The sequence below is a fragment of the Paenibacillus sp. PDC88 genome (assembly GCF_900106725.1).
In the GTDB taxonomy this organism is placed as follows: Bacteria; Bacillota; Bacilli; order Paenibacillales; family Paenibacillaceae; genus Paenibacillus; species Paenibacillus shunpengii.
The window spans coordinates 1,127,564-1,153,350 of record NZ_FNNT01000001.1 but is presented as its reverse complement, the minus strand read 5'-3'; the positions used below and the strand labels follow the sequence as shown (position 1 = coordinate 1,153,350).

The window sequence follows — 25,787 nt, the reverse complement described above, 5'->3', positions numbered from 1 at the left end:
TTGAAGTATATAACGTGGTATTGTAAAATACAACATGAATTTGTTTTTGGACATTAGATTAAAGTGTAAGCTCACATCAGCTAATAATTAGGTATAGGAATATAATGGGGGAATTTCAATGAAATCACTACATCATCCAGATCGTAAAGACTTCATGCTGCCAGCAGTTTTGCATGCACTCAGTGATCCAATTCGTCTTCACATGGTGGCACAAATGCATAGAAGTGGAGAGCAGGCTTGTAAAAATTTTGACGTTCCTATTGCGAATTCTACAAGGTCACAACACATTCGGACACTTCGGGAATCTGGAATCATTTATACTCGTTTTGAAGGAACCAAACGTCTGTTGTCGCTTCGAACAGAAGACCTTAATGAGCGCTTTCCTGGGTTAATAGATTCCATACTAAATGTTTATGAAAATGAGTGAAGATATTCGAGATAAGCAAAAAAATTGGGTGCTTTTGTTCAACTAACGGGCAGGTTAGCATGTATTCTTGACAGTTCGGGGTCTAGCTTATAATATTTGAGTTGGAGATGTAGGAAAGGGGACTCGCAGGATAATGTGGACTTCCTTGTAATGGTTATATCTTAAATAGATCGCTCGACTTGGTGTTGTGGTCATAACCATATGCCTTGTTTGTTATGTCGATCTGCAACCATTCAAGGGACGCGAGGAACCGTTTTTATTCAAACTCGGGCGCGGATACTTGATGTATCCGCTTTTTGCTATACCTGGGATCACCCTATCTCCAATGAAAATGGTATTCTCCCTCCCTTATTAACGGAGGAAATAAAATGACCAAACTAAATGGAAAAACCGCTATCGTAACAGGCACAAGCCGCCCAAGAGGTATCGGGGCAGCCGTTTGCCGTACATTGGCGCAAGAAGGCGCTAATGTGTTCTATACTCATTTCCACGAATACGATAAGAATGAGAACCCGGGAGATGCGGACAAGAACTGGCCGAATCTTTTCGCCGAAGAGCTACACTCCTATGGCATTAAGGCAGCACATATGGAGGTCGATCTGACCGATCCCACCTCTCCAATACGAGTGCTTGAAGCGTGCCGGTCTTCTATTGGACTGCCGACCATTCTCGTCAACAACGCTACCTATAGCGTAGCAGCTGATTTTCGTCAATTAAATGCATCACTTATCGATGCGCACTGTGCCATGAATATTCGAGGTACGTTCATGCTTTCTGCCGAATTTGCGCGTATGTTGGAGGTTGAACTAACCAGCCGTCAGATCCTTAGCGGCGGCCGGATCATCAATCTCACGTCCGGCCAAGGCAAGGGTCCGATGCCTGGTAATCTCGCATATGCCGCAACCAAAGCTGCCGTCTCCACCTTTACAGAATGTCTATCTGCTGAACTTGCACAGTTTCACATTACTGTAAATGCGGTTGATCCCGGGCCTACAGATACGGGGTGGATGTCAGAAGAAGTGAAAAGTGCCATGCTACCGGGATTTCCGATGGGCCGAATCGGTCTTCCTGAAGACGTATCCCGTCTGATTGCTTTTCTGGCGAGCGACGATTCCCAATGGATCACCGGACAAATTATTCATTCTAGAGGCGGGTTCTGCTTCTAATAAGAAGAGAGATCTTATTAAGCTATGTAAAAACGTTAGTTCAAAACAGTCAGGAGCAGTTCGCCGATTGGCAGCTGCTCCTTTTTCTTTAAGTTAATGGGTAGGTTAGTTAAAAAATGGCTGATTCCTCCAAATGACGTTAGAATGGTTATAAGCCAATATTAGAGGAGGAAATCCATGCTGGATATTAATCAAATTAAAAAGCTTATTCCCCATAGATATCTTTAGAGAGCAATAACCATAAGTTAGGGTTACTGACTGGTATTGATCATTGTCGGTTCAAAAAGCAAGTAAAACAGGGGGGCAGCTCCATATTGAATTCGAAGTGACCCGAACCAAGGGATTGTCAAAGGAACGGGCATCGCAATGGTAAACAATGAATTGGTTTGTGAAGCAGAAATAATGTTTGCATTTAATTCTATGAAGCATTCAACTAACGTAGAAACGTTAGTTTCAACAACAAACCGGCATTAAACAGAGTTCCGTTGCCGGATTAGGGTAACCATTGAAGTGAAGGGGGAATTTCAGATTATGCAGCAGCCCGATAAAATTTATAACACTGCGGTAGAAGCTACTCTAGAAGTAATCGGTGGCAAGTGGAAGCCGGTTATTTTGTTCCATCTCACGTTTGGAAAGAGGCGCAATGGCGAACTGAAGCGCCTGATGCCTGCCATAACCCAAAAAGTGCTGACTCAGCAGCTAGGGGAACTCGTAGATGATGGAGTCGTGTTCCGTATTTCTTATAACCAAGTGCCGCCGAAGGTCGAATATGAGTTGACGGACTATGGTTGGAGCCTAAAAGAGATCCTTCATCTCATGTGCAGATGGGGAGATACGCACATCGATAAGGTATATGGGGATAGAGGAAAGGTATTATTTGAACCGCCTCCATCGGACGAATGAGATAACAAACCGGTCCCTGATTATAAGGAACCGGTATGGCAAGTTTCTAAGTTATTTATGGAATCACTCTGCGCTGGCGGAATTGTTCAAAGATGTCCATAAACATTTTTTCCGTATCGACGAATTCATGGAAGCCGAAACGGCGAGATTTTGAGCTGTCTGCGAAAAAGTCGTAATCCCAAGAGAACACGAAGTCCCCGAATTTCCAGGATGAAACGTCCTTATAGCTATTCTTCATTAAATCATATTTCTCCACCATGGAGTCCCATAGAGCTTCCTTGTCAGCCATGACAACCTCTAATGCCATAGGTAGCGGAGGGGCGGTCTCGAGTTCAAAAAATTTCGCGATCTTCGGCCAAAGCTCATTCCATCTAAATAAGTCACCATTCGTAATATTAAATGCCTGATTCGCGCAACGTTCATCTGTTGCAGCCCAGACTGTCGCGCGAGCTAGCAAGTTTGCATCGGTCATTTCCAGCAGGCTGTTATAAGCGCCTGGCTTACCGGGAAAACGAAGCGGCAGGCCAAGCTCTTTGGACATCGAAGCATAAATCGCAATAACCATCGCGAGGTTCATCGGATTTCCCAATGCAAACCCGCTAACGACAGACGGACGAAGGGCCGACCACGTCCATGAGGTTCCTGGCTGGCGCTCTTCGAGGAATTGCTGTTGATCGATGTTGAACTCGGGAGGCATATGGTTGGCATCCGTCTCCCGTGCCGGTGTTTTGAAGGGACCGAGATGTGCTCCGTACACTTTGTAGCCTTGCATAAGACTAATATGTGCAAGGTTCGGGGCAATCGGTTCGATTGCATTGACCACGTTTACAAGCATGGCTAAGTTAGGAGGAACCAGTTCAGCCCATGTAGGGCGATCTTGATAAGCCGCATAAAAGATATGTGTGACTGTGGTTAGATTGCCCAGCTTCTCATAGGTATCCTCTTCATTAAGCAAGTCTGCTGCTACATATCGTAACCGACCCTCGTTCTTGCCGCCACGTCTTGAAACGCCAATAATATTCCATTCGGGGAGTGTTAACAGATAGTCGATAAGATTCCGTCCGATGACTCCGTTAGCTCCGACTACAAGAGCGGTTTTATCTGCTTTCATTTCAAAGTGTTCCATAAAGTATTCCTCCTTCTCTTATAACAGCTATTATGAGTGGGAGGGGAACTGAAGAAAAGTACGCACTTTGAACTCATATAGTTACTTAAAAGTAATATTTGGGAAATGTAACAGTTTGTTTAACGATTTGATTGACGACGGTAGCAGTTTCTCTAGTTATTAGCATCAGATATTTGAAGCTGTTGACACAGTGTGACTACTCTGATAGTATATTTCTTGTCGACAGACTATTGCAATAGTCAATTAAGAAGGAGAATAGGCCTATGTCTTTTAAATTGTTTGATTCTGAATTGAAAGTGATGGATGTGCTATGGCGGGAAGGCGCACAAACCGCGGGGCAACTGGCCAAACTGCTGAAAGCGGAAACTGGCTGGAATCGTAATACGACGTACACCGTCATCAAGAAATGTGTGGAGAAGGGAGCGATCGAGCGGCAGGAGCCCGGCTTTGTCTGTGTGCCACTGATTTCGAAGGAAGAAGTGCTGGAACAAGAAACCGGGGAACTGATCGACAAGCTTTTTGACGGATCGACCGAGCAGTTTTTTGCTTCGTTCATCAAAAGCAAGGGTATGACGAAGGAAAAACTCGAGCAGCTGAGAAAGCTCGTAGACGAGCACAAGTGAGGTGGATGGCATGAACTTGATGCAGATGAGCCTGTCCGCAGGCATACTTATAGTAATTACCGTAGCGCTGCGGACTCTTGCTTTGCACCGATTGCCCAAATCTGCCATTCTGCTGCTGTGGCTAGGTGCGCTGTATATTCTGCTCAATCCGCTGCCGATCGCATCACCGCTCAGTGTGCAGCATCTGTTGCAGGCGACATCCTCCGAGACAGACTCGGTACCAGGAGGGCAGAATGGGATAACGAAGATTGTGACGATAATGGCCGGAACCACCGCAGCTGAAGACGCAGTACAATGGACAAGTCTGTTTATGGTGATCTGGCTGGCCGTCGCGTTGCTGCTGGCGGTTTACTTTGCACTTGGCTATTTTAGAAGTCGTCATATCGCTGCTAGTGCGCTGCCGATAGCTGTTACCTCTTCGTTAGCAGAGGTCCTAAGTGAGCAGAGATTGCCTCTGCGCCCGATCCGGATACTGACGAGCGACCGGGTCGGCAGCCCAACTACCTGTGGCATTTTTAGACCGTGTATTTTGTTTCCGAAGGGCTATAATTATGACGATCAAGAGCAATTAAGATTTGTCATCGCCCATGAACTTGTTCATATTAAACGACTGGACGCGTTATGGAAGCTGTTGATGCTGGTTGCGGTATGTGTACATTGGTTCAACCCGCTTGTATGGCTCATGTACGGCTTGATGAAGCGAGATTTGGAGCTCGCCTGCGATGAGCGAGTACTGTGCAAGTTTGGACCAGAACAGCGTTCCGCCTATGCTCTGTCCTTGCTCCGGGCAGCTGAGCGTGGCGGACGGATGGCCGCAACCCACAGCGGCTTCAGCGCAGACAGCGTTGAAGAGAGGATTGTATCCATTATGAATTTTAAAAAATTGACAGTTTTTACTACCGTACTTTCACTGGTGGCCGTTATCGGCGTAACCACTGCATTTGCCACAGAGGCGAGCAAACCATCAGGTGATTTATCCCAAACCTTCGATAAGGCGGATGAAACGGACGTGCTCAGTTCAACTGGTGATGATGAGGCACTGGAGGAAAAGGGATCAAAAGGTAAACTCGATGAGAAAGTGGATAGCGTACAATATGAGCTGACAGTGAATGTGGATGGCAAACCACAAAAGCTGACCGTGGAAGAGTATACCCAGCAAGGTGGGTCGATCATCATCAAGGATGCAAACGGCCAGTCTCATAAGTTTACCCACACGCTCGAGATCAAAAATTAGTTCATCTAGAATTAAGGAACCGGGAGCAGTTATTGCTGTTTCCGGTTTTTTGCTGATATTTCTTTTGGAATGAAATACGCTTCATCGCCAGAGGACTTTGAAGGAGAAGGAGAGAATGGCATGGTGACCGACGAACAATTGGCACGGAAAATAAGCGAAGGAGATCAGGAGGCTTTTGAAGTGATGGTTGTCCGGTTTCATGGACCTCTTCTTCAATATGCCTTTAGGCTGCTAAGAGATCGAGAAAGAGCCAAGGATGCGGTCCAGGAAACCTTCATCAAGCTGATCAGGCATTTACGCGATAAAGGGGAGCTCAAGCATGTAAAAGCTTGGCTTTACCGTGTGCTGATAAATCAATGCCGTGATTACTGGGTAAGCGAATCTGCCGTACTTGAGGCACTAGTAAGAGAGCAACTGCCTGAACAGGTCGACCCCCATGTGAATGCAGAGGAACAGTTTCTTCAGTGGGAGACATCAAATGAAATGCGGATATTGCTCTATGAGCTTACCTATACACAGCAGCAGGTCGTTATGCTTCGTTTCTATGAGGATATGAAGCTTAAAGATATTGCAGAGCTCCTGGATCTTACACCTAGTACAGTAAAAAGCCGTTTATACTCGGGGCTACATCGTTTAAAAGCTAAAATATTGGATAAGCCCTATCTCTTGGCCGGATTGTCTTACCCTCTAACGGACACATTGAAAGAAGGCGAGATGGGGCTGGGTTCTGACACAAGAAGTATTCGTTCAATCAATGGGATACAGCAAGCTGTTAGGGTGGAAGAAATGGTATGAAAAGTATGTCCGGAGGATTAAGACATAATCCTATTGAAAGTCGCTAATTTAGCGGCTTTTTTGTTTACATTTACAAATTCTTCTCCTGAACGCTGCTGCTCTTTTTCATTTATAGCGAACGAGCAGGTTTAGTTATAATGGAACTCTCACCAACTTTTGCTATAATCGTTAAGTAATCATTTTATTGATTTTGCTACAAGAATTGAAAAGAACAAATGGAAGGATGATCACACTCTTGATTACGGGAAGAAAAGTCCAGCTACGCCCTGTTTCGATAGAGGATTTTAAAAGGACGTTCGAATGGCGGAACGATGAAGAGTTTGCCAAAATGAGTGCAGGCACGGACTTATTCCGATATAGTCATGTTACCTTGGACCAGATCGAGTCCACGTATGAAAAGGAAATTAGAACACTTGATCGACGGGAAAAAGGTGAATTCTCCATTTATACGCAGGAGGAAAATCCAAAGCATATTGGTTTCATTGTCTACCGTGAAATGAATATTGTTGCACGGCGGTGCACGATTGGTATGGGGATTGGTGACAAAGAGTATTGGAGCAAAGGATTTGGATCTGATGCTCTTAAGACACTGATCCATTATTTATTTCAAACGATGAACTTAAACCGTGTGCAGCTTGATACTTGGAGTGGAAACGAGCGAGCTATTCGTTCCTATGAAAAATGCGGTTTTGTTGTCGAGGGACGGATGCGGAACCATTCTTTTGTTGATGGAAAGTACTATGATACTGTTGTGCTGGGGTTATTGAAAGAGGAATTTCAATACTGAAAAGATTTATCTATGAGATAGATTTCACGAAGGCAGCTGGCGAAAAGGATGGATGCCTTAGTTCATCTAATGGCAAACGTTAGTTAAAACAGTCAGGAGCAGTTGCCAGTTGGTAGCTGTTCCTTTTTATATTAAGCCAAAGGTTAGGTTAGTGATAATCTTATACTTGCCATTGATAAGAGGTCTATATTTTTATATAACAACAGCATGTTGAGCGATTAGTACGGGTGTTTATTTTTAAAAGGAAGCTTCTACGATGAGGTGTCAAGATGGTGTGTGGTTCTCATAATACATTAGGACTTGACCCTAGCATTTTAGAGGAAGTAACGAGAGCGACAACGTACATGAAAGAGAACGATCTTGTTAAATTCGGAACCGGGGTACATCATTTTGGCCATTTTAGTGTGCAATTCTAAAGAGGAGGGTCAAACATTTCTACTGCAAATCAAGTCACCCCACATAAGAAATATGTTATCTTCGCCTGTCTTGCCCTAGTTATCCTTGGCCTTGTCCTGTATCATCGGGGAACTCTGTTTGAGCGGACATTCGATAGCTTAATTTATTCCACAGAAGATTCATATAAGCAGAATACAACGATCCATATAGAAGGTGTGCGGTATAAACGGCTCTCCGGCGAGCATCGAATTGTCGGCAGTGTCACAGTAGATCAGGATTTGACATATCCCATCACGGCAGACCTGGATGGTACGGATTATATTCATCACATAGTGCAATGGGGGGAAGACAAAGTGCCACGGACGGCAGGGGCCATTCATATTTCGAAGGATTTCAGCACGATATGGATTAAATCCGATGATTTTGATACCAAATACAGTATAATGGACGGATATGCATTTGGGCCCACTGAAGCTTGGGAAAAGTTCAAAAGTACAATGCCAAGTGATCAAAACTAACAAGGGTACCAGGGAAAGGGGATTAAGTTGAGTATTATTATTTGGATTATAGGGGTTATTATTACTTTTTTCATCATTAAGCTGGCAATTGATGATTCCAAGAACACCAGATATAACAAGCTCATCTTAAGAGAATTAAGAGAGATGAATGAATATCTGAGAAAAAGAGATGAAGAAATGCGGGCACCTCGTCAGGACTCTATAGACCAATGATCACATAGGAAAAATTTATTGCCACAGCAATCTCTTAAAATACTGGTGCTACCCAGTTACAATAGAGTATCATTGTAAGAGTTGGCAGAAGCGAGCTGTCACTGGTTTGAATCTTGAATAGGCAAGAGGAGTACTGTAGATGAAGATTAGCATAGATTTTACAAAAGACGATTATTGGGAGCTCAATAAGTATGTGATGTTTCATATGCCTCAATTTAAGAATATGATCCTCCTGGTCATGATCCTATTGCCGATCCTGATGTGCGCTGCATTAAAAGTGCTCGGCAGATCTTGGGAGGTCTCGATAATACTAGGTCTGCTTATTGGGATACTTGCGGATCTCTATGTTGTTTTTTCTGTGAAGCTAAAGGTGCAGCGACATGTGAAGACGAACAAAGGCCTTATCGGTGAGCATACGATTGAAGTAAACGATCAGGGCTTTACGGAAACAACCTCGATTAACCAAACGAATTACCCATGGAGCAAGGTAGCGCATCTTCGTGAAGATCCTCAATACTTCTATGTGTTTGTGAATGATACGCAGGGCATTGGTGTTCCGAAAAGAGGATTTGCTAACACTGCGCAGCAAACGGAATTTAGACAATTAGTGGAGAAGTACGCCAACCGTCGTTGGGGTTAACAATGATTGCTCCATCATTATGAGAAAAGCTCATCTGATTCGGATGATGCTTTTTTTTATTCAAACGAAACTTATACCCCTGTCGCATCGTTATTGTAAATTAAGAATGATCATTCTGAATACAATCTTAGAAGATGCTTACGAATGGAGTGATGGCATGGTAAACGAACCGGCTGGGTTTTGGATTCGCTTTGGAGCTATTTTGCTGGATGCAATTATTGTGGGTATTCCTTTGGCATTTGTGACCTCTTTCATTGTTGGGAACGTAGAAGAGAATTGGCTGAATGATACGGTTAGCTTTCTGTATTCCTTGCTTCTGCCTGTATTTTGGAGAGGGTATACCATAGGGAAATACATTTGCGGAATTAAGATTCGCAAGGTATCGGACGAAGGACCTCCCGGGATTGGCACGATGCTGCTGCGAGACGTTGTTTCCGGTCTGGTCTATGCGATCACGTTTGGAATCGGAACGATTGTCAGTGTGCTGATGGTAGCGATCCGAGAGGATAAGCGCTCCCTTCATGATTTTATTGCAGGAACCGAAGTCGTACGCAACTAAAAAAAGGGATAGCTCAAAACGCTAAGGGTTTTGTACGAAGAACTCTAGAAGCGGGTCAACACAAGAAGATTATTATGCTTGGCTGCATGAGGAACACGGTATTTCATGTGATCAATATAATTACCTGGATGGACTTGGCTGTGTGAAAGACGGACAAATGATTCTCGATTCTGGGACTACCTTTAGCGGCATGATTTTCACCAAGCGTGAGATAAAATATAAGCTCTTAGAAGATGGCACGGTGTATAAAGTAAATACTGTAGGATTTTTGAATACGATTTTCTAGGGTTGTCATTCTGTTGTATCAAGAGATGTCTAAATGAGGTTAGAGGAGGGGATCATTTGAAACCTGTTCCAAGATCGAAGCTTCGCATCAAGCTGGGTACAGCCTATTATCGATCAAAACGATATACAGAGTGGTACTTTGGCAGGACTAATTTTGCTAAAGAACAGAGCAGCACGATTTATCCTCATGAACTGGCGAGACACCAGACCCCGCTCCTTCGCCGCCTGAAGAATGTAGAGATGTGGCTTCAATTCAACAAGATTAAGAATCTGGAGATTGCGATTCCTAAGCTCGATGGGATCATTATTCATCCAGGAGAGACCTTGTCCTATTGGAAGCGGATTGGCAACCCATCCCGTAGAAAAGGATATGTAGAGGGCATGGTTCTCTTCTACGGGGGATTTAAGCCCGGTCTAGGCGGCGGACTGTGTCAGCTGTCTAACCTCATCTACTGGATCACTCTTCACACGCCACTGGTGGTCACCGAGCGTCACAGACACAGCTATGATGTATTTCCGGATTCTAACCGAAGTCAGCCATTCGGAAGCGGAGCTACCTGTGCCTATAATTATTTGGACCTGCGAATATATAACCCCACTACATTTCCTTATCAGCTAAAGCTATATATGACAGAAGAACAGCTCGTCGGCAGCTGGAACAGTGTAATTCCACAACAATTTAAATATGAAGTCTATGAGAAGGAGCATAAAATCACTCAAGAATATTGGGGAGGTTACATGCGCCATAATGTTCTGCACAGGCGGGTCTTTAATCTTCATGAGGAGCTTGTAGACGACCAGTATATTACCGAGAATCACGCATTGATGATGTATCAGCCGCTATTGAAATAACCATGCCCATATGCAAGGGAGGATTAAATCTATGGTTTTTACCTTACCTGTGATTGAAACAGATAGACTTATTCTTAGGTCGATTGAGTATACCGATGTAGAAGCTTTATTTGCCTATTTCAGCCGTGATGAAGTAACGAGATATTATGATCTGGAGAGCTTCGATGATCGAGATCAGGCTCTTGCATTAATTCAGAATTGGAAGGACAGATATGAACGGCAAGAGGTGGTTCGCTGGGGCATAACGTTGAAATCATCTGATCTACTGATCGGTACATGCGGTTATCATAACTTGAAGAAGAAGCATCTAAAGGCGGAGATTGGATATGATCTTCACCCAGAATACTGGGGTCAGGGCTTCATGAAAGAAGCCGTCTCTGCAATATTGACTTATGGCTTTAAACAGATGGCTTTAAATAGAGTAGAGGCCCTAGTCCATGTTGATAATAGCGCTTCAAGACAATTGCTAGATAAATCCGGATTTAAGCAAGAGGGGGTTCTACGCGAAGGCTTGATGAAGAATAAGTCAGCGGTAGATGCTGCGCTATATTCTATTCTCAAAAGGGAGTATGTTATGGAGAGGAAGTGCCCAAAGGAAAGCCTGCGCCGGATGTATACATAGAAGCTGCCAGCAGATTAGGTGTTAACGGCAGTATTGCGAAATTGTTGAAGTAGTTAGGAGGAAGATCTATGGAAGTTCGGCAGATGGCAACAGCGTACCTGTTTAACGAGGATAAAGTGCTTATGCTAAAAAGATTAGGAAGCCGGCTTCATGACGAGGCCTTCTGGACCGGACTCGGGGGTCATCTCGAACCGGAGGAGCTGTCTCATCCCAAAGAGGCGTGTATTCGTGAAGTGTATGAGGAGTCCGGCATCAAGAGCAAGGATATCATAGATTTAGAGCTGAAGTATATTTTACATCGAATCAAGAATAGCGAGATACGACTCCAGTATGTGTACTTTGGTAAAACGGATATGGTAGATCTAGCAGCTTGTGATGAAGGAGAGCTGATCTGGGTACCGAAAAAGGAACTGCCTCATCTCACAATGTCCAGAATTAATAGCTTCATGCTGGAGCACTACCTCACCAGTCCTTCCAGTCAGCACATTATGGTGGGGACGATTACCCTAAATAAGCTGGGAAAACCCTTAATGCAATGGTCGGAACTGAAGGACCCCCTCATATTTTAGGATTAGCGAAAAGGGAGGAAGCAGCTATGGATTCTGTTGTAGTTACAATTTTAATTAATAATTCGATTCAAGATCATGAAGTGCCTGATTTGCGGCAGTCTGTCGGATGGGACAGGAGAGAGCAGGATTATCCGATTTTGTTCAAGCGATGTTTGTTATGGGGAAGTGCACGAGATATGAACGGCAGGCTTATTGCATTTGGTTATATTACCGGGACAGGACTCGAGCATGGTTATATGGAGGATATTATGATTCATCCGGATTTTCAGAGACAGGGCCTGGGCAAGCAGTTGGTTCAGGCCTTGCTGCATGCGGCAGAGGATGCACGAATACCTATAGTAACTGTAACTTTTGCAGATCAGCATGAATCATTTTACATAGAAGGTGGATTTAAGCGATGTAGAGGAGGCTTGTGGAGATCAAGGGAAGAGGAGCAATAATTTGATGAAAAACAGAGCAATATTAGATGGAAGAACCAGAAAGTTTAGAATTCTATTCATCATCGGTTTACTGATTTTTCTAGGGTATGTGATTGCTGTCATTGCAGGGATCTTCTCATTTCAGTCATTGTAAGAACGGAGGTGTGAGGATGTTATTTATGTTTGTATCTCTCATTTTTATTATTGTCTCAATATTTACGTTTAGAAAAGTCAGGATTTCAAATCCATATTCTAAAGGTTTCGCCCTAGCTATTGTTTTATCCATAGTAGCTGTTGTTTGTCTTGCTCAAAACTACACTCAAAGCCAAATTCCAGAAGCAAACGATGGAATTGGAATATCAAATCAAGTGGCGTACTCAATTATTGGTGATGACGGCTGGTCTCAGGATAAGTTTCGAGACATTTTTGAAAAATCTACTTTTTGCACCCTCATTTTAATAGTTGCATACCCTTTCGTTCTTATAGTTGAGTCAAAATTAAAGAAAAAAGTAACTTCGGGAGTGTAACTCCCATTTTTGAGCCTAAATCAACATTAAGTTGAATTAAGCCAGAAAATAAAAGATGGACGTAGAAAAGTTTACGTCCATCTTTTTATTTTCTACAGTAACCTTACTGCTTAAAACATCCCCTACTGCCTTCACATTGATCATGACGATGCGGCTGTGCGGCAGAGAGGGCATCTCATGAAAGCTGAAGCTCAAATCCTGCTGAGGGATGTCATACTCCATCTTGTTCGCAAGATAATCGAGACTTTCCTTCATGATTTCGATCGTGATCCATTCACCGGCACAGCGGTGTCCTGTATAGTGATCTCCGCCGCCTTGCGGAATAAAATTGAATGGACTTCCATTCCAATTCCGGAAGCGATCCGGTCTGAACTTCTCAGGATTATCCCACAGATCCGGGTGATGGTTCGTACCGTACAGATCAAGGAGAGTAAGAACACCCTTCTCGAATCCGTACCCTTGCCAAGTAAAATCCTTGGTTGGACGTGCAGGCAGGAACGGGAAGAAGGGATAGAAACGGCGTACCTCCTGCACAAAATTCTGAAGATAATCTTCTTCTGCCGTCGCCAGCTTCTTGCGCTCCTCAGGCTGCTGAATGACCGCCAGTGCTGTGAAGCAGATATATATAGCGATCGCGACGATCGGGCGCAGGATGTTGATGATTTCTACGGCAGCTGTTTGTGAATCGAGAAGCTCTCCCTTCAGATCACGGTGTATGGCGAACGTGTGGAGTGTGCTCTGTTCGGGTGCTTCGATTTCACCTGTACGGACTTGCTCAACCAGGCCACTAATCCATTTCTCCGCCTTAGAGCGGGCGTTCTTCCCCTTCATATGCTTGATACCGATCGCAGCGGTGGCTTCAATCATGGAGCCAAACCAGGCTGCTTTTTCTTGTGCTTCGGCTTCTCGCAAAGGCACGCCTGCCCATTCGCAGGCAGCTCGGCACAGGAGCTCCTGCGCCTCCTCATAGAGCTGTACCTTCGGCATAGTCTCCCACCGCTGAGCGGCAAGGGCCCAATGCTTGCGAGTGATCGTCCGCATTTGGGCAAGGGCTTCTGTGGACATGACGGACATGAACATGTTTTTGCGATGATGATGTTCTTCTCCGTCCAAGGATTGAACGCCGCCTTCACCAAAAAGAGTGTTAATGACCCGCTTCGGTGCAGCGCCAATTCTTTCAAATTTATCATTATCATAAAACAACTTCGCAGCTTCTTCTCCCCGCATACAGATTGCGCGTTCCCCAAGAAGGCGTGTTTCAAAAATATCCGATTGGAACCCGATTGTACGATTCGTTATGTATAGGTAGCCTTCACGCAGCACACTTAAGCTGTGATCTAGGCCTTCCTCTTTAGGCAAGAGCTTCTTTTCTTCCACCTGCATCCACCTCCTAATTAAGGTCAAAATGAGACATACATCATTTTAGTACCCTTATACGGTAGGATTAAACAAGACAGAAGGCTTTATGTACTTGCAGGAAGCTTGGTTCCCTTGGAGACAGCATAGGTGTTATAGGTACCGTCTTTCGCAATTTCGAGACAGTTCAGCTGTTTGCCATAGGCGCACGCACCGTCAATACCGATTTTGTCCTTCTGGAACCACACTTCTGGAGATTCATGCAGATGCACCGTCGGCGTATGACCGAATACAACCGGCTTATCGAGACTGGTGGGCTGATCATGAAAGAGATCGCGTATCCATATAAAATCATCCTTCGGCTGCTCTCTAAAATCTGCATAGAATGGATTAATGCCTGCGTGGACGAACAAGTGGGTATCCGTTTCATAGTAATAAGGCAAGGCTTGAAGAAATTCCAAGTGATGAGGATAATGCTCCATAATATAGGCCTTTGCTTCTGCGTAGGCATTTTTGTTAAAGTAATGATCTTCGAAGTAGGAAGGGCCCATGTAGCTCTCGACCGTCTGGTATCCTCCGTTTTTTAGCCAGCGATCATCCTCCTGCAGCAGCATCGCCTCCAGGAACAGTTGATCGTGGTTCCCCTTTAGTGTAACGACACCATAATCCTGATGAAGCTGTATGATTTGGTTAAGTACTTCCTTGCTGTTCGGTCCGCGATCTACATAATCGCCGAGGAGTATGAGCTTGTCCTGCTCTGGTATGTAATTTGCTAAATGCAGCAATGCGTTAAATTCATCGTAGCAGCCATGAATATCACTGATGACCAAGGTTCGAATAGCAAGCTCTCCTTTCCTGATATATCTTATTCGTGCGGCCTATGATATTGCTAAAAGAAATTATATATCAAATAGAGGGAAATGGCGTTTTTTTCTATAACTAAAGATAAATATACTCAGCTCAGGAATGGACTGCAACAGGGAGGATGCTATTATCTCTAGTAAAATTCATCGATGAGCAGGAAGGGATGATCCAAATGGATATTCATTTGTTTAAAGAAGTGCTATGTACAAAGCTCGATGATATCGAGAAAAGAACCTTGCATGTGCTTCATCAGTTGAATGATGATGAGGTGAACTATCGCTGCAATGAAGCATCCAACAGCATTGCCAACTTGGTTGTGCATATCAGCGGCAATGTGGATGAACGCGTTCGTCGAGGTATTCGGGGATCCGATGTAACGAGAGACAGAGACGCCGAATTCGATGTGTTATCCCGTACAAGAGATGAGCTTATCGAGATCACAAAGGAATCTTACCAAGATGTTAGACAAACCATTGAGCGAATGAGTGAAGAAGATTGGATGAAAACACAGGTGATTCGGAATAAGGAACGGAGTAACCTGGAAGTTCTGCTTACGTGTGCAACGCATTTTTCAGAACATTTGGGGCAGATGCTATACCTTGCCAAAATGTTTAAAGATCAGGATTTCATTACGGCTTCCATACCAAAAAGAAAGTAGAATGGAATGAATTTCGGTCCTGCCTTCGTTTATAACTCTCTTCAAACGTTTATATATCTATCAAGATGAACAATTAAGGGAGAGACTTCATATGGCAGGAAATAGAGAACACCTAACCAAACGCAAGAAGAAGATTACTGTTGGAATTATTGTTGCTGTTCTATTGTTAGCTTCATTTTTGCTCTATTATTTTGGTAACTTTACCGCTGTAGATGTATAAGATAGTGATTTAGAATATAAGCTTCAGCTTGAATGCCCTCGCGTGTGAATGCGGGGGTTTTTGAGTTGTAGACAATCGTGTAGAATATAATATAAAATCCAATATTTTCAATATAATCTAATGGTTAGATATTAACGTATCAGGGGGAACTTATGAGATTCTATATTGCTTCGAGCTTTAGAAACATGGAGCATGTTCATTACACTGCTGAACAGCTTGTCTTGAGAGGGCATACACATACCTATGATTGGACCAGACATGGGAAAGCTACTACGCATGCAGAGCTCGCTGCAATTGGAGAAGCGGAAATGGAAGGAGTCATCCGTTCCGATGTGTTCATTATGATGATGCCTGCAGGCAAGGGAAGTCATATTGAGCTGGGTATTGCCCTGGGTACAGGAAAGGAAGTATGGATATACTCAGAATCAGAACATGTCTATGAACCGGAGCAGTCCAGTACGTTCTATCATTTGCCTGAAGTCAAACGATTTGTAGGGACGATTGAGAATTTGATAGAATCTGTATCCAAATATGAGAGAGTAAAAATAAAATGAAGAAGAGGCTGCTTATTTCTGTGGGAGTGTTGTTGTTCCTTGCCGTCATTTACATCACATCCAGGTCCTTCTTTCTAACGGAGCCTCCGGATCTGATTGGGCGCTTGGATGAGCAGGAGCTTCTCTTTCATAAAGGCTCGTATGTCTGGACGAGTGGGATAGCAGATGCGCCGGAACCAACGGAAATAGCCAATCAATATGAGGGATATAAAGTGGCTCCAAGCACAGACATGATCCTCTCATTCTCTATTCAGCCTTCCGAGTATTCGGTCGCGCAAGTGACAGATATGGAGCGGAGCACAATTCCTGTAAAGGATAATACGATCCGAACCCCTTCTGAGCCGGGGACCTATTTCATCGTGATCTACGGAGAATGGCCGGCTGGTACGGGTACTTATGTAGTCAAGCTTGAAGTGGATCCGAAGTAATTGAAGAGGACTAATCATATCTGGGAGGATGATCACCCCAATGAACCCTAAACCACAGCTTGTGCTTGATGCCGGAGGCGTCATCACGGCAAATTTGTCGCCCAGCTACTGGAGTGAACTGATGTTATCAGATATAGTCTCTGGCAATAGTGTTGTTCGCAAATTTAAAGAAGAGCTCAGGGAGTCGTTATGGTCTGGGCGTGTTTCGGAAGCGGAATTCTACGTTTGGATAAGAAGGCAGATCAGTGACATAGACCACAGTGATGAGGTCATGAGGCGAATGCTGCAAACCCATTTGAGGCTATTGCCTGCTGCGGAATGGGTAGCAAAATGGTCTGAAAAAGCAAACATACATATTCTAAGTAATCATAGACATGAATGGTTATCACCTGTATTGGCACCGCTCATGCCCTACATCACATCCTGTACCATTTCGAGTGAGGTTGGGATGTGTAAACCGGGTGCTGCTATCTACAACGCTTTGCACGGCAGGCTGGAGCATAGCGATGAGATTTATTTTGTAGATGATCAAGAGCGTAATCTGCTTCCTGCTAGAGAGATGGGATGGGAGACCATTTTGGCAGATTCGGCAGGACAGTGGACTAAGACTGTCAATGAACTATTGAAGTGCTGAGCCAGGCATCTTCCGCTTTCTAAATGAATACGGTAGTATGTGAGCTTGAACAACCTCTGATGTTTTTGCCGAGTTAGTGAGGCTCTAGTCTGAGGATTGAAGCTGCTATGATCAACACTTTGAGGAAATAAAGTAGTTCAAAGGGGGAGTTTACTTGAATATAGAAAACGTGGATATCGAAATCAGCGAGTTGCATGAGCGGTTTAAGGCATCTAATTTGCCGCTGCGGTATACTCTTCAGGAAGCAGATCATCTATTGAAAAGTAAATATGGTGTTGTTGTTGTGAACCCATTGGAAGTATCCGACCTGAAAAAAGACCCTCTAATCCATTACAATCATATCGTAAAAATCTATCATGTGAACGACAGTCAAATTCTATCCTCCATCTTTACATCTCAAGAGCAAGAAATGATAAAAGAAATGCAGGCAATTCATGCAACGGTCCCTTCCGATGAGGATTCCTTGACGGGTGCAGAACGGCTGTGGAGAAAGATCAGGCAGGGCAGATTGCTTCGCATTATTATAGAAAGTGCAGATAAACAATACATTACCGGATTTACACTTCAGGGGATGAGCCAGCAGCTACTGCAGGAATTATACATATTAAGAGGCCTCCGAGAAGAAGAATGCCATCTAGGTAATGAAAATTACGCAACCTACCTTAAGCTCCTTCATCAACGAGGCTATATTTAGCGTGGGTCTATGGTTGAAGAACGACTTTTGAGGAAGTCAAAGGAGAGTGTTGATGATAAAAAAACACATTTTTATTTCGTTGTTATTAATGATCTTACCAACTTTAGCAGGCTGCAGTTTGATTTCAACTCATGAACAGACACCGATCGAAATGGTGGCATTCAGTAGCCTTACAGATGAAGAACAAGCTTTAATACCTGCCAGCCCGAAGGATTCAAGCGTAGAGAAAGTAAGAGTTAATGAGGAGAACAACTCCTATATGTATAGTAATGTTGGCAATGATCAAGTTTATGCTGTGACTTTCAATCATACCGGTACGAATACTTCGGGTGATCTCGTAGTCTATGTTGACTTGGATAAGGAAACTGTTATAGGCAAAGGATTTACGCTCAAGTAGCTTTATGAGAGCTATATTTTCAATGAAGAAGCAGATAAAAAACAGCCAGCAGCATAATCACTTGTTTTACACATTGTGTGAGGGGAAAATGATGAGTAGATTTCATCCGAGATTTTATTTACTTGTATGTATAATAATATTTACGTTAACAGCATGTTCTTCCAATACTAACACAAGCTTTTATTCTAATGGCTACAATGAGATAGAAGAATTAGAAAAGCTTGATGATTTTATTAGAGATCAAGCTTCTGAATCTTCGAAACCAGTAAATTATGATCTGACGGTAACTTCAACTTTTAAAAGCGGTGAAGATGCTAATATGATCGTTTACGATGTCTTAGTTAATAATGTAAAAGAAGAAATGGAAAATATCACAATATCATTCACTCTTGAACCAGAAATGATAAATAACTTAGAAAGCTATGATTTAATCTCAATTAGTAATCCTGATAATGTTAAAAAGAATATACTCAAACCAAACGAGAAACCATTTGGTTTAAGTTTATATCGGGGATACGTCTTGAAAGAAGAAGGGGAACTATCCAAAAACATAAATAATATTTATAAAAATGTTTATGTCAAAATATCATACGATACGAATGGAAAACGTACTGATGAATATCGAAAAATGGTTGCCACACCTTCTACTGAACTAGTAAATTACTTGAAAGAAACATCATCACTATAATTACCAATTAAATAATGCAATAATTTTATCGCCTCACCTCGAATCAAGTTTGCACGAGAGTGAGGCATTCCTATTTTGTGGGTCGAATTTTACTCAAAAATCAGTGCACCGTTTCTCTCAAGACTGGAAGCATAGTGGCTGTACTATTTGTTCTAAATGACAAATTAATTACTCGCTTTGAAATTGTACAGCGGCTTGATAATCTCTACAATCTCTAATGCATCCACCGTATTCTCCAGAATTTCTTCGATTGGTTTGTAGGCCATGGGTGCTTCATCCAGCGTAGCGGTGCTTACGGATGAGGTCCATACCCCGCGCATCGTGTCCTTGAAATCGTTCATATGCAAAATATCCTTGGCTCTGGATCGGCTCATCAGGCGGCCTGCTCCATGAGGGGCGGAATGATTCCAATCAGGATTGCCTTTGCCAATGGCGATAATAGAACCGTCTCGCATATTGATCGGTATGATGACCTTTTCACCTGCTTTGGCTGAGATCGCGCCTTTGCGGATAATTTTGTCCTCTGGATTAATATAGTTATGAATGGTTGTGAATTTCTCCAGCTGACGGTAGTTCAGATTCAGGAACTCGGCAATGGCTCTCGACATCCCTTGGCGGTTTAAGAGAGCGAACTCCTGTGCTGCGTACATGTCCGCTAAATATTCGTCAGCCCCAGCCCCTTCGAGGTACATAAGCGGTTTTGGAACCTGGTACACTTCCATGAGTGCTTTATACTTCTCCATAACGGCAGGAATCGCATCAAGATTGCCTGATTTTTTGAGGAGTCCGATCTCCTCATTCTGCTGATAGGTCAGGTCTTTGATGCGGTCTGTGCAGTAGAGCTCTGCTTTTTTCTGATGATATTTGGCGACCTGAAGTCCAAGATTGCGGCTTCCGGAATGGATCACCAAGATTTTGTTACCTGAAGAATCCTCATTAATTTCAATAAAATGATTGCCTCCACCCAGACTTCCCACACTTCTTAGATGCTTCTCATAGACCGTACCTGTTTTGCTTGCGATGTTCTCAATTTTTTGCTCCAGTACGGGCTTATGAATAGGGTGCACGATTTTTTGGTGAATGGAATGACCATGAGGGACCTTATGACGTATAAAGTGATTCAGCTCTTCAAAATTGATATCGATCGGTCCGAGGTAGGTTACTTCCATTCCACAGCCAATATCTACACCGATGAGGTTAGGGACGACGCGTCCTGCAAGCTCAGCCGTAAATCCGATGACGCAGCCCTTTCCTGCATGGGTATCTGGCATGATCCGGATCTGTACACCTTCAAAGGCCTTCTGATTACACAGCTCAAGGACTTGAGCATAAGCCGTTTCATCGATCGTATCTGTAAAAATTTTAGCCGTGTTGTATTTTCCTATAGCTTCTATCATATGAATAACTCCTTTTCTTGCAAACGCGAAAAACCATGATTGTAATAATATAACATTGATCTATATCTGACAGGGATAAAAAACCTTTTAAATTATTTTTTCTGTGAAGTTATTCCTTAATGACGAGACCAAATATTTTGGAGAACAGAAGTGCCTGTGCCGGTGCAATAATGCAGCCCTGCAAATCCTCCATGGTCACACCGAGGTTATAAAATTCCGTTTGGCTAAGATCAATGCCTTTTAGCTTCGCACCCGTGAACTGTGTACCGTCAATCATACAGCCGATGAGCTCAATGCCGGCAAATTCGGAATGATAGAAATCCGACTTGATGAGCGAGCACTCCTGAAATGAGATGTTTTTCATGTTGGCAAAACGAAACGTTGCATAATCTCCGGCGCATTCTTGAAAAGATACATTTCGCATAGTTGCAGCGGTAAGGTCAATCCCAATAATTTTGCAATGCGTAAACTGAACTCGATGCAGGACAGAGTCGCTGAAGTTCACATTGGATAAATCACAGTTCTTGAAGACGACATCTGTTAATTCTGCATGCAGAAGTGAGGTGCTGCTAAAGGTGATGTTCTCGAATACCATCTGATCAAATGTTACTTTCTCGGCGATGACATCCATGATCTCTTCCTCCTGGCACATGACCTGGCCAATTTCAGCGCGATCCAGAATGGTGGAATCTGCAAGCTTAACCAATGAGAGCTGCTTAGGAAGCTTTGGTTTGGTGATTTTTATAGGTTTGGTTTCGGAATGGGACATGATATTCCTCCGTTCATTAAATAACTCAAGATACATACACATTGATTTTCATTGTATCAGAAATAGCAGCTTTAGCTGGCAGTTGACTGGCGTATCAGCTGAAATACAGGATGAAGATTTAATTCAATCAAGTTATAATATGGGAATCCAATCGAACGAAAGAAGCAGTCTATGAAGCATCTATATTATATCGAAGGGCTGGCGATCTATATGTCACAACTACAAACTACGGAAGAGCGTTTACAAGATCTCGGAATCGAGCTTCCTGCGGCGAGTAATCCGGCTGCGCAATATACGAATGTTGTTATCGTCAATGGTTTGATGTTTGTTTCAGGCAAAGGTCCATCTGGCAGCCCGAAGGGGAAGCTTGGAAGTGATTTTACGACAGAAGAGGGTTATACCTTTGCCCGCGATGCGGCGATTGAGGTCCTATCGGTTGTGAGAGATGCGCTTGGTACACTGGATCGTGTCAAGAGAGTCGTTAAAGTTCAGGGTTTCGTTAATGCTGAGCCGAGCTTTGAGGAGCATCACAAGGTATTGAACGGTTACTCCGATTTGATGTCTGACGTATTTGGGGAAAAAGGTGTTCATGCAAGGTCTGTGTTTGGAGCCGTTTCGGTGCGTGATAATCTGCCTATTATCGTTGATTCGATCTTTCAGGTAGAAGAGGAATAGGGAAGTCGAAGGATCTGATCACATCCCAGTTCGAACATTGGGTGAAACCCGTACTTTATGAGGATACCGTGCCTTTTCTAGAATGGCTGAGAAGAGAAGGGATTCGTTCTTATATTCTGTCTAATATAGACACATATGACGTCCAATCTGCTGCGTCTTATCACGGGATTGAAGTGGATGGAATCATAACGAGCGAAAGCGTAAGAGCATATAAGCCTCGGCCCGAAATGTTTTATCAGGCACTTGCGCTTAGCGGTCTGGCCGCTGATGAAATCATCCATATTGGAGATTCGCTAAAGAGTGACATCCAGGGAGCTCAGAATGCAGGTATTGCTGCCGTGTGGTTGAATCGATTGAATAAAATGAGAAAAAATGAAGTGCAGCCAGACTATACTTGTTCAAACTTGTTAGAGGTGCGTTCTTTGTTTATTTGAAGGGAGCTAACATGGTGATTATTCTCATCATTTTGTTTATTACTTTATTGGTTGCGCTATCGAATCGTTCCAGATTAAAAGACATGGAAGCCGATATGGAGGCAATCAAACGGAAGCTTAATATTGCGGATAAAGATACACCGCCCTCGGATGAAGAGATAGAAGCGGAACTGCAAAAAATGCATGAAGAAGATCAGAAATAAACATCTAAATTATAGATTACGAAATTAATGGAAATGATTAAAAAGTTCTAAATATCTCGTTAAATGTGATGGTTTTTTGTCTAATACCTATACAAGCTTCATCTTCAGGCCTAAACATTCGAAGATTAGGTATGAGCTTGTTATAATAGAGGATAATATCACCCAAGCATATAAATGAGGGAGTTATGAACGATGAAACAACAATTACTGACAGAATCATGGAAAACAGCATATAAGATGGCGGCTTCCTTCTTTAAGTCAAATTGGTCTCTTCGTGACTATCCGATTGAAATTATAAATCAAGAAATTCAACCTGAGTCAGACTCCTACTCCAAAAAGTATCCTTGGCAAGCCAGAGTACTTAATTGGTACTGGATGCGAGGGGAAGGAGATACGAAGGAAGAGGCTTGCGCGAATCTGCAACGAAATTTTGAAGCCTATCTAGCTCGCGGTGGAGAACTTCCTAGACCGGGAAGCAAGGCGGGCATCGTATATGCAAGCGTAGACCAGATTAATGAATTGGAGCCGGAAGGCATTATTTTTTTCAAAGAGATCTTTGGCTTGGAATACTACGGCATGTTCATTTCAGATGATGCATCCTTGTTTGATTTTTGTGACTCTAAATTTGCCCTTCTCAAAAAAATCACACGCATTCAAGAGAAGTATGGAATTACGATCAGCGATGTAGAAGGATTACGCATTGTGGGAATTCTCCAGCGCATGAAGGAAGCAGGGGTTTAAATTCCCGTGTAGACCGATTGCCAGCCAGAGCAGGTTAAGTAAGAGTTGCTTCCTAACACACCTTGCAGATCATTCCCCATGGCGGGATCGGACCTTTTTTATAACCTTTCGGTCCTGCCACACATCTTAAGCTTCCCGCTCCATTCCGTTAACATTCACATTAATAACCGTTCTAATATCTAATTAGTCACAGTAACCTCGAACAATGTAATCCTACAAAATTATGCTTTTTCTAGAAGTAGCCACATGAAGACTGCCTATATGACTAGACAGGGGGATTATACTAATGCCGCTATTTCTAACGGCGAGCGGACTGTATTCGAAGCACACAATGGCACAATTTCTAAGTTTGCTTCCCCAGGTGAAGACAGGTTTAACTGCTTGTATTATAACAACGGCGGATGTTCAATATAAAAATAAAAGCAAGCACGCGGTCAGAACAAAAGATTTGTTCTACGCCATTGGTTTTGCGAAGGTCGATTATGTGGATTTGGATACAGACCCTGCAAATTTATTGCTAAATTATGATATTGTACATATTAATGGGGGGAACCCTTTATATCTGCTGGCTCGAGTTAAAGATTCCGGTGCGCATGAAATTCTGGCATTTCTGCTGTCAGAAGGTAAGCTGGTATCTGGGCAAAGTGCAGGGGCTGCGATATTCGGAAGCACTATTCAGCATGCCGATATTCTTCATCCTGAATGGAACGAGACCCTGTTGACCGAATTTAGTGGACTCGGTGTGCTTGAAGCGGCAATTCTGCCTCATAGCAACCGATATCGTACAGCTTCCTATGAGACTGTCGTGAAGAAGGCTATGAAAGAGATTCCGGATCCTATTCTTTTTCTAGGTGACGGAGAATATATCATTCTTCCCTAAGTAGATAATTATCTACTTATAAGGGAATGATCAGAACGGAGCGCAGTGCTCCGTTTTTTAATTGGAAGAAAAATGAAGGTGTTATTGTGCAATTGCACAATAAAAATCGTCCGTTTATCAATATATCTTAACTTCAATTCATCTTATACTGAAAGCGTATTCAACAAGAAAGCGATTTCATAAATAAACATAAGGGGGCATACAAAGATGGACGGATTAACCATCAGTTGGATCGGGGCGCTCGTCGGACTTGCCATTGCGATCATCCTCATCTTGAGAAAGCTAAATCCGGTGTATGCATTATTTCTGGGAGCCATCATTGGGTCATTGATTGGTGGAGCCAATCTGCAAGAAACGATTGATGTGCTTGTTGGTGGAACACAAAGTGTTATGGGTACGGTTCTCCGGGTACTCGCCGCAGGTGTTCTGGCTGGCGTGATGATGGAGTCCGGTGCTGCCGAAACGATCGCGCAGGCGATCGTGAGAAAATTTGGCGGCGGCAAGGCGATTCTCGCACTTGCACTTGCCACAATGATTATTACAGCCGTAGGTGTATTTATTCCAGTCGCAGTACTGATCGTTGCACCCATTGCCTTGTCAGTGGGTAACAAAATGGGCATTTCGAAGATTGCACTCTTGCTTGCGCTCTCAGGCGGGGGTAAAGCAGGGAATATCATTTCTCCTAATCCGAATACGATTGCAGCAGCAAACGGATTTAATTTAGATTTGAGTCAAGTCATGATCGCAGGGTTCATTCCTGCTCTGTTTGGACTAGCTGTAACCGTTATCGTAGCGTCCTTGCTGAAGAACAAAGGGGCAATGGTGTCGGCTGAAGAAGCGGTAAATGATGAAGAAGTGGATGCTTCCAAATATCCACCGCTCAAAACGGCCATTGTGGCACCGCTCGTAGCTGTCATCCTGCTGATGATTAACCCGATCGGTTCCATCTTGGGCATCGATTTGCTTGCCAGCTTTAAAGTAGACGCTATGTTTATCCTGCCGATCGCAGGGATCATCGGGATGCTGGCGATGGGAAAAGCAAACAAAATTCTGGACTACTCCGCATCCGGGCTTAATAAAATGACCGCAACCGTTCTTATCCTGCTGGGTGCAGGTGGTATTGCAGGACTGATCTCGAATTCGGATCTATCCACACAGGTTGTAAGTATTATCGAAGCTTCCGGTATTTCCGGTACCTTCCTTGCACCGATTGCAGGTATTTTGATGGCAGCAGCAACCGCTTCAACTTCAACAGGTGTTATTCTGGCAACCGGATCATTCGGTGAAGCGATCCTGAATATGGGTACAGCACCTCTCGCAGCGGCAGCAATGGTCCACACAGGTGCTACTGTTATTGACTCCCTGCCACAAGGTAACTATTTCCATGTTACTGCAGGAAGTATGAACATGTCGATTAAGCAGCGTATGGGACTTGTGCCATATGAAGCGATTGTCGGTGGAACGATGACGATTGTAGCTACATTGCTCTACGGATTTTTCTTATAAGGTGAAGTGAATATTATTAAATGAATTT

The 25,787-nt window shown here is 43.4% G+C and carries 35 protein-coding genes; 30 read left to right on the top strand and 5 right to left on the bottom strand.

Annotated features, from left to right (window positions below; genetic code table 11):
• The first annotated feature begins 118 nt into the window (after positions 1-118).
• The 3 genes from BLW49_RS05495 to BLW49_RS05480 all read left to right on the top strand — a co-directional run bounded on the left by BLW49_RS05495 (position 119) and on the right by BLW49_RS05480 (position 2,496).
• Positions 119-427: an ArsR/SmtB family transcription factor gene (locus BLW49_RS05495; RefSeq protein WP_090723551.1), complete on the top strand. Its 309-nt coding sequence runs from the start codon at positions 119-121 to the stop codon at positions 425-427.
• Positions 428-795: 368 nt separating this feature from the next.
• Positions 796-1,593 carry an SDR family oxidoreductase gene (locus BLW49_RS05490; protein ID WP_090723549.1) on the top strand — a complete coding sequence of 266 codons (798 nt, stop codon included), beginning with the start codon at positions 796-798 and terminating at the stop codon, positions 1,591-1,593.
• Positions 1,594-2,124: 531 nt separating this feature from the next.
• Positions 2,125-2,496: a winged helix-turn-helix transcriptional regulator gene (locus BLW49_RS05480; RefSeq protein ID WP_090723548.1), complete on the top strand. Its 372-nt coding sequence runs from the start codon at positions 2,125-2,127 to the stop codon at positions 2,494-2,496.
• A gap of 55 nt (positions 2,497-2,551) precedes the next feature.
• Here the strand turns inward: BLW49_RS05480 and BLW49_RS05475 are convergent, their stop codons facing one another.
• Positions 2,552-3,622, bottom strand: coding sequence for an SDR family oxidoreductase (locus BLW49_RS05475; RefSeq protein WP_090723546.1), 1,071 nt, complete (start codon positions 3,620-3,622; stop codon positions 2,552-2,554).
• A 263-nt stretch (positions 3,623-3,885) separates the two neighbouring features.
• Between BLW49_RS05475 and BLW49_RS05470 the strand changes: the two genes are divergently transcribed.
• The 13 genes from BLW49_RS05470 to BLW49_RS05410 all read left to right on the top strand — a co-directional run bounded on the left by BLW49_RS05470 (position 3,886) and on the right by BLW49_RS05410 (position 12,661).
• Positions 3,886-4,245, top strand: a complete 360-nt coding sequence (locus BLW49_RS05470; RefSeq protein ID WP_090723544.1) for a BlaI/MecI/CopY family transcriptional regulator — start codon at positions 3,886-3,888, stop codon at positions 4,243-4,245.
• Positions 4,246-4,255: 10 nt separating this feature from the next.
• Positions 4,256-5,479, top strand: coding sequence for a M56 family metallopeptidase (locus BLW49_RS05465; RefSeq protein WP_090723542.1), 1,224 nt, complete (start codon positions 4,256-4,258; stop codon positions 5,477-5,479).
• A 120-nt stretch (positions 5,480-5,599) separates the two neighbouring features.
• Positions 5,600-6,274 (top strand): RNA polymerase sigma factor, encoded by a 675-nt coding sequence (locus BLW49_RS05460; protein ID WP_177178650.1) that lies wholly within the window; start codon positions 5,600-5,602, stop codon positions 6,272-6,274.
• 235 nt (positions 6,275-6,509) lie between these two features.
• Entirely contained in the window at positions 6,510-7,061 is a 552-nt protein-coding gene (locus BLW49_RS05455) for a GNAT family N-acetyltransferase (protein WP_090723539.1), read from the top strand.
• Between the two features lie 611 nt (positions 7,062-7,672).
• Entirely contained in the window at positions 7,673-7,975 is a 303-nt protein-coding gene (locus tag BLW49_RS05450; protein WP_090723537.1) for a hypothetical protein, read from the top strand.
• Between the two features lie 27 nt (positions 7,976-8,002).
• Complete coding sequence (locus BLW49_RS05445; protein ID WP_090723536.1) at positions 8,003-8,188, top strand: hypothetical protein; 186 nt, start codon at positions 8,003-8,005, stop codon at positions 8,186-8,188.
• Between the two features lie 139 nt (positions 8,189-8,327).
• Entirely contained in the window at positions 8,328-8,828 is a 501-nt protein-coding gene (locus BLW49_RS05440; protein WP_090723535.1) for a YcxB family protein, read from the top strand.
• Between the two features lie 157 nt (positions 8,829-8,985).
• The gene (locus BLW49_RS05435; RefSeq protein WP_090723857.1) at positions 8,986-9,387 is read left to right on the top strand and encodes an RDD family protein; all 402 of its coding nucleotides are present in this window, start codon (positions 8,986-8,988) and stop codon (positions 9,385-9,387) included.
• A 342-nt stretch (positions 9,388-9,729) separates the two neighbouring features.
• Positions 9,730-10,524 carry a VanW family protein gene (locus tag BLW49_RS05430; RefSeq protein WP_090723533.1) on the top strand — a complete coding sequence of 265 codons (795 nt, stop codon included), beginning with the start codon at positions 9,730-9,732 and terminating at the stop codon, positions 10,522-10,524.
• Positions 10,525-10,555: 31 nt separating this feature from the next.
• Complete coding sequence (locus tag BLW49_RS05425; RefSeq protein WP_090723532.1) at positions 10,556-11,146, top strand: GNAT family N-acetyltransferase; 591 nt, start codon at positions 10,556-10,558, stop codon at positions 11,144-11,146.
• 68 nt (positions 11,147-11,214) lie between these two features.
• On the top strand, positions 11,215-11,715 hold the full coding sequence (locus tag BLW49_RS05420) for an NUDIX domain-containing protein (protein WP_090723530.1): 501 nt from the start codon (positions 11,215-11,217) through the stop codon (positions 11,713-11,715).
• 26 nt (positions 11,716-11,741) lie between these two features.
• Entirely contained in the window at positions 11,742-12,155 is a 414-nt protein-coding gene (locus tag BLW49_RS05415; protein WP_090723529.1) for a GNAT family N-acetyltransferase, read from the top strand.
• A 149-nt stretch (positions 12,156-12,304) separates the two neighbouring features.
• On the top strand, positions 12,305-12,661 hold the full coding sequence (locus tag BLW49_RS05410; protein WP_256209587.1) for a hypothetical protein: 357 nt from the start codon (positions 12,305-12,307) through the stop codon (positions 12,659-12,661).
• Between the two features lie 36 nt (positions 12,662-12,697).
• On the opposite strand, the gene BLW49_RS05405 is transcribed toward BLW49_RS05410, so the two are convergent.
• Positions 12,698-14,044, bottom strand: a complete 1,347-nt coding sequence (locus tag BLW49_RS05405) for a CYP152 family fatty-acid peroxygenase CypC (protein ID WP_090723527.1) — start codon at positions 14,042-14,044, stop codon at positions 12,698-12,700.
• An 80-nt stretch (positions 14,045-14,124) separates the two neighbouring features.
• Complete coding sequence (locus tag BLW49_RS05400) at positions 14,125-14,847, bottom strand: metallophosphoesterase family protein (RefSeq protein WP_371264520.1); 723 nt, start codon at positions 14,845-14,847, stop codon at positions 14,125-14,127.
• 155 nt (positions 14,848-15,002) lie between these two features.
• On the opposite strand from BLW49_RS05400, the gene BLW49_RS05395 reads away from it, so the two are divergent.
• From BLW49_RS05395 to BLW49_RS05365, 8 genes are all read left to right on the top strand, one after another.
• A complete protein-coding gene (locus BLW49_RS05395; protein WP_090723524.1) occupies positions 15,003-15,539 on the top strand; it encodes a DUF1572 family protein in 537 nt (178 codons plus the stop codon).
• A gap of 91 nt (positions 15,540-15,630) precedes the next feature.
• Complete coding sequence (locus BLW49_RS29090) at positions 15,631-15,759, top strand: hypothetical protein (RefSeq protein ID WP_256209584.1); 129 nt, start codon at positions 15,631-15,633, stop codon at positions 15,757-15,759.
• Between the two features lie 152 nt (positions 15,760-15,911).
• Complete coding sequence (locus tag BLW49_RS05390; protein WP_090723523.1) at positions 15,912-16,313, top strand: nucleoside 2-deoxyribosyltransferase; 402 nt, start codon at positions 15,912-15,914, stop codon at positions 16,311-16,313.
• Positions 16,310-16,741, top strand: a complete 432-nt coding sequence (locus tag BLW49_RS05385; protein ID WP_090723521.1) for a hypothetical protein — start codon at positions 16,310-16,312, stop codon at positions 16,739-16,741. The genes BLW49_RS05390 and BLW49_RS05385 overlap by 4 nt, the downstream gene beginning before the upstream one ends.
• 40 nt (positions 16,742-16,781) lie before the next feature.
• Entirely contained in the window at positions 16,782-17,375 is a 594-nt protein-coding gene (locus BLW49_RS05380; protein WP_090723519.1) for an HAD-IA family hydrolase, read from the top strand.
• Positions 17,376-17,529: 154 nt separating this feature from the next.
• The gene (locus BLW49_RS05375; protein ID WP_090723516.1) at positions 17,530-18,069 is read left to right on the top strand and encodes a hypothetical protein; all 540 of its coding nucleotides are present in this window, start codon (positions 17,530-17,532) and stop codon (positions 18,067-18,069) included.
• A 118-nt stretch (positions 18,070-18,187) separates the two neighbouring features.
• Positions 18,188-18,466, top strand: a complete 279-nt coding sequence (locus tag BLW49_RS05370; protein WP_256209583.1) for a hypothetical protein — start codon at positions 18,188-18,190, stop codon at positions 18,464-18,466.
• Positions 18,467-18,488: 22 nt separating this feature from the next.
• On the top strand, positions 18,489-19,154 hold the full coding sequence (locus tag BLW49_RS05365; RefSeq protein ID WP_090723514.1) for a hypothetical protein: 666 nt from the start codon (positions 18,489-18,491) through the stop codon (positions 19,152-19,154).
• A 164-nt stretch (positions 19,155-19,318) separates the two neighbouring features.
• On the opposite strand, the gene BLW49_RS05360 is transcribed toward BLW49_RS05365, so the two are convergent.
• Positions 19,319-20,551 (bottom strand): RtcB family protein, encoded by a 1,233-nt coding sequence (locus BLW49_RS05360; RefSeq protein ID WP_090723513.1) that lies wholly within the window; start codon positions 20,549-20,551, stop codon positions 19,319-19,321.
• Between the two features lie 109 nt (positions 20,552-20,660).
• Positions 20,661-21,320 carry a pentapeptide repeat-containing protein gene (locus tag BLW49_RS05355; protein ID WP_090723511.1) on the bottom strand — a complete coding sequence of 220 codons (660 nt, stop codon included), beginning with the start codon at positions 21,318-21,320 and terminating at the stop codon, positions 20,661-20,663.
• Positions 21,321-21,491: 171 nt separating this feature from the next.
• Between BLW49_RS05355 and BLW49_RS05350 the strand changes: the two genes are divergently transcribed.
• From BLW49_RS05350 to BLW49_RS05325, 6 genes are all read left to right on the top strand, one after another.
• Positions 21,492-21,995 (top strand): RidA family protein, encoded by a 504-nt coding sequence (locus tag BLW49_RS05350; RefSeq protein ID WP_256209582.1) that lies wholly within the window; start codon positions 21,492-21,494, stop codon positions 21,993-21,995.
• 41 nt (positions 21,996-22,036) lie between these two features.
• Positions 22,037-22,429, top strand: coding sequence for an HAD family hydrolase (locus BLW49_RS05345; protein ID WP_256209581.1), 393 nt, complete (start codon positions 22,037-22,039; stop codon positions 22,427-22,429).
• Between the two features lie 11 nt (positions 22,430-22,440).
• Positions 22,441-22,632, top strand: a complete 192-nt coding sequence (locus BLW49_RS05340; RefSeq protein WP_076311787.1) for a hypothetical protein — start codon at positions 22,441-22,443, stop codon at positions 22,630-22,632.
• Positions 22,633-22,824: 192 nt separating this feature from the next.
• Complete coding sequence (locus BLW49_RS05335) at positions 22,825-23,373, top strand: hypothetical protein (protein ID WP_047910109.1); 549 nt, start codon at positions 22,825-22,827, stop codon at positions 23,371-23,373.
• A 286-nt stretch (positions 23,374-23,659) separates the two neighbouring features.
• Complete coding sequence (locus tag BLW49_RS05330; RefSeq protein ID WP_090723508.1) at positions 23,660-24,253, top strand: Type 1 glutamine amidotransferase-like domain-containing protein; 594 nt, start codon at positions 23,660-23,662, stop codon at positions 24,251-24,253.
• Between the two features lie 207 nt (positions 24,254-24,460).
• On the top strand, positions 24,461-25,759 hold the full coding sequence (locus BLW49_RS05325; RefSeq protein ID WP_076311785.1) for a GntP family permease: 1,299 nt from the start codon (positions 24,461-24,463) through the stop codon (positions 25,757-25,759).
• The last annotated feature ends 28 nt before the right edge of the window (positions 25,760-25,787 follow it).

Excerpts from the sequence above, each read along its gene's own strand:
- BLW49_RS05495 (WP_090723551.1), top strand. The coding sequence starts at position 119 with ATGAAATCACTACATCATCCAGATCGTAAAGACTTCATGCTGCCAGCA.
- BLW49_RS05490 (WP_090723549.1), top strand. The coding sequence starts at position 796 with ATGACCAAACTAAATGGAAAAACCGCTATCGTAACAGGCACAAGCCGC.
- BLW49_RS05480 (WP_090723548.1), top strand. The coding sequence starts at position 2,125 with ATGCAGCAGCCCGATAAAATTTATAACACTGCGGTAGAAGCTACTCTA.
- BLW49_RS05475 (WP_090723546.1), bottom strand. The coding sequence starts at position 3,622 with ATGGAACACTTTGAAATGAAAGCAGATAAAACCGCTCTTGTAGTCGGA.
- BLW49_RS05470 (WP_090723544.1), top strand. The coding sequence starts at position 3,886 with ATGTCTTTTAAATTGTTTGATTCTGAATTGAAAGTGATGGATGTGCTA.
- BLW49_RS05465 (WP_090723542.1), top strand. The coding sequence starts at position 4,256 with ATGAACTTGATGCAGATGAGCCTGTCCGCAGGCATACTTATAGTAATT.
- BLW49_RS05460 (WP_177178650.1), top strand. The coding sequence starts at position 5,600 with ATGGTGACCGACGAACAATTGGCACGGAAAATAAGCGAAGGAGATCAG.
- BLW49_RS05440 (WP_090723535.1), top strand. The coding sequence starts at position 8,328 with ATGAAGATTAGCATAGATTTTACAAAAGACGATTATTGGGAGCTCAAT.
- BLW49_RS05435 (WP_090723857.1), top strand. The coding sequence starts at position 8,986 with ATGGTAAACGAACCGGCTGGGTTTTGGATTCGCTTTGGAGCTATTTTG.
- BLW49_RS05425 (WP_090723532.1), top strand. The coding sequence starts at position 10,556 with ATGGTTTTTACCTTACCTGTGATTGAAACAGATAGACTTATTCTTAGG.
- BLW49_RS05420 (WP_090723530.1), top strand. The coding sequence starts at position 11,215 with ATGGAAGTTCGGCAGATGGCAACAGCGTACCTGTTTAACGAGGATAAA.
- BLW49_RS05415 (WP_090723529.1), top strand. The coding sequence starts at position 11,742 with ATGGATTCTGTTGTAGTTACAATTTTAATTAATAATTCGATTCAAGAT.
- BLW49_RS05410 (WP_256209587.1), top strand. The coding sequence starts at position 12,305 with ATGTTATTTATGTTTGTATCTCTCATTTTTATTATTGTCTCAATATTT.
- BLW49_RS05405 (WP_090723527.1), bottom strand. The coding sequence starts at position 14,044 with ATGCAGGTGGAAGAAAAGAAGCTCTTGCCTAAAGAGGAAGGCCTAGAT.
- BLW49_RS05395 (WP_090723524.1), top strand. The coding sequence starts at position 15,003 with ATGCTATTATCTCTAGTAAAATTCATCGATGAGCAGGAAGGGATGATC.
- BLW49_RS29090 (WP_256209584.1), top strand. The coding sequence starts at position 15,631 with ATGGCAGGAAATAGAGAACACCTAACCAAACGCAAGAAGAAGATTACT.
- BLW49_RS05390 (WP_090723523.1), top strand. The coding sequence starts at position 15,912 with ATGAGATTCTATATTGCTTCGAGCTTTAGAAACATGGAGCATGTTCAT.
- BLW49_RS05385 (WP_090723521.1), top strand. The coding sequence starts at position 16,310 with ATGAAGAAGAGGCTGCTTATTTCTGTGGGAGTGTTGTTGTTCCTTGCC.
- BLW49_RS05380 (WP_090723519.1), top strand. The coding sequence starts at position 16,782 with ATGAACCCTAAACCACAGCTTGTGCTTGATGCCGGAGGCGTCATCACG.
- BLW49_RS05365 (WP_090723514.1), top strand. The coding sequence starts at position 18,489 with ATGAAGAAGCAGATAAAAAACAGCCAGCAGCATAATCACTTGTTTTAC.
- BLW49_RS05360 (WP_090723513.1), bottom strand. The coding sequence starts at position 20,551 with ATGATAGAAGCTATAGGAAAATACAACACGGCTAAAATTTTTACAGAT.
- BLW49_RS05355 (WP_090723511.1), bottom strand. The coding sequence starts at position 21,320 with ATGTCCCATTCCGAAACCAAACCTATAAAAATCACCAAACCAAAGCTT.
- BLW49_RS05350 (WP_256209582.1), top strand. The coding sequence starts at position 21,492 with ATGAAGCATCTATATTATATCGAAGGGCTGGCGATCTATATGTCACAA.
- BLW49_RS05340 (WP_076311787.1), top strand. The coding sequence starts at position 22,441 with ATGGTGATTATTCTCATCATTTTGTTTATTACTTTATTGGTTGCGCTA.
- BLW49_RS05335 (WP_047910109.1), top strand. The coding sequence starts at position 22,825 with ATGAAACAACAATTACTGACAGAATCATGGAAAACAGCATATAAGATG.
- BLW49_RS05330 (WP_090723508.1), top strand. The coding sequence starts at position 23,660 with ATGCCGCTATTTCTAACGGCGAGCGGACTGTATTCGAAGCACACAATG.
- BLW49_RS05325 (WP_076311785.1), top strand. The coding sequence starts at position 24,461 with ATGGACGGATTAACCATCAGTTGGATCGGGGCGCTCGTCGGACTTGCC.